The 1,272-nt window shown below is 44.3% G+C and carries 1 protein-coding gene; it reads left to right on the top strand.

Features of this window, described 5'->3' with window-relative positions; translation table 11 throughout:
• On the top strand, positions 1-1,272 hold a 1,272-nt coding region (locus GMD4S_RS09020), incomplete at both ends, for an alpha-L-fucosidase (RefSeq protein ID WP_000962542.1).

Here is a 1,272-nt window from a genome sequence, read left to right as displayed (position 1 = left end):
CAGCTGTTATCGGAAGCAACGAATATTCCTTCAACCAAGATGGGATTGCTACCTTGACCAAGGGAGTTGAATACGGTCGTGTGGTTATCCAACACGAAGACGAAGAAGGAAATCCTGTCAAAGATAATGACACCTTTATCGAACAGACAGCTGTTGATTCTCCATTTGACTACAATTTCAAAAAAGAAATCGAGAAAACGGAGTTCTATCAGAAGAATAAAGACAAATACGAAATTGTATCCATTGATGGCGTAGCAGTCAATAAACAACTAAAGGATGCTTGGGCTGAAGATCACAATGTTGTCAGCAAAGCGCCTGCCGGTACACGTGTCATCAAGGTGGTCTATAAAGTTAACAAAGGCTCCTTCAAAGTTTACTACCGTCAAAAAGGAACCACTACTGAACTAGCGGAAGCGACAGTTGATAACAATGACGGCCAAGAGTATGACGTTTCCTTTGTCAACACCTTCCATGCAAAAGACATTGCTGGCTACCGTCCAGTCAAGGCTAGCCTGGAAGCAACTATCCAGCAAAAAGGGGTGAATGAGGTCGTCTTTGAATACGAGCCAGTCGCTGATACGGCTAATCCAACGACTCCGACTCCACCAGTCACTCATCCAGAAGATAAAGAAACCGAAATTGGCAATCATGGACCACTTCCAAGCAAGGCCCAACTCGATTACCACAAGGAAGAATTGGCAGCTTTCATCCACTACGGAATGAACACCTATACCAATTCTGAATGGGGAAATGGGAAAGAAGACCCTCGATACTTCAATCCAACCAACTTGGATACTGATCAGTGGATTCGCACTCTGAAGGAAACGGGCTTCAAACGAACCATTATGGTTGTTAAACACCACGACGGATTCGTTGCTTATCCTTCTAAGTACACCAACCATACCGTAGCGGCTAGCCCATGGAAAGATGGTAAGGGTGACCTTCTCGAAGAAGTTTCCAAGTCTGCTAGCAAGTACGACATGAACATGGGTGTTTACTTGTCACCATGGGATGCCAACCATCCTAAATACCATGTTGCAACCGAAAAAGAATACAACCAATACTATCTCAACCAGCTGAAAGAAATCCTTGGAAATCCAAAATACGGAAATAAAGGGAAATTTATCGAGGTTTGGATGGACGGTGCGCGTGGTAGCGGTGCCCAAAAAGTAACCTATACCTTTGATGAATGGTTCAAATACATCAAAGAAGCCGAAGGAGATATCGCCATCTTCTCTGCTCAACCGACAAGCGTTCGCTGGATCGGAAATG

Source organism: Streptococcus sp. GMD4S (assembly GCF_000296955.1).
Note: the sequence above shows the minus strand (reverse complement) of the source record. Positions and strands in the feature narration are given on the sequence as shown.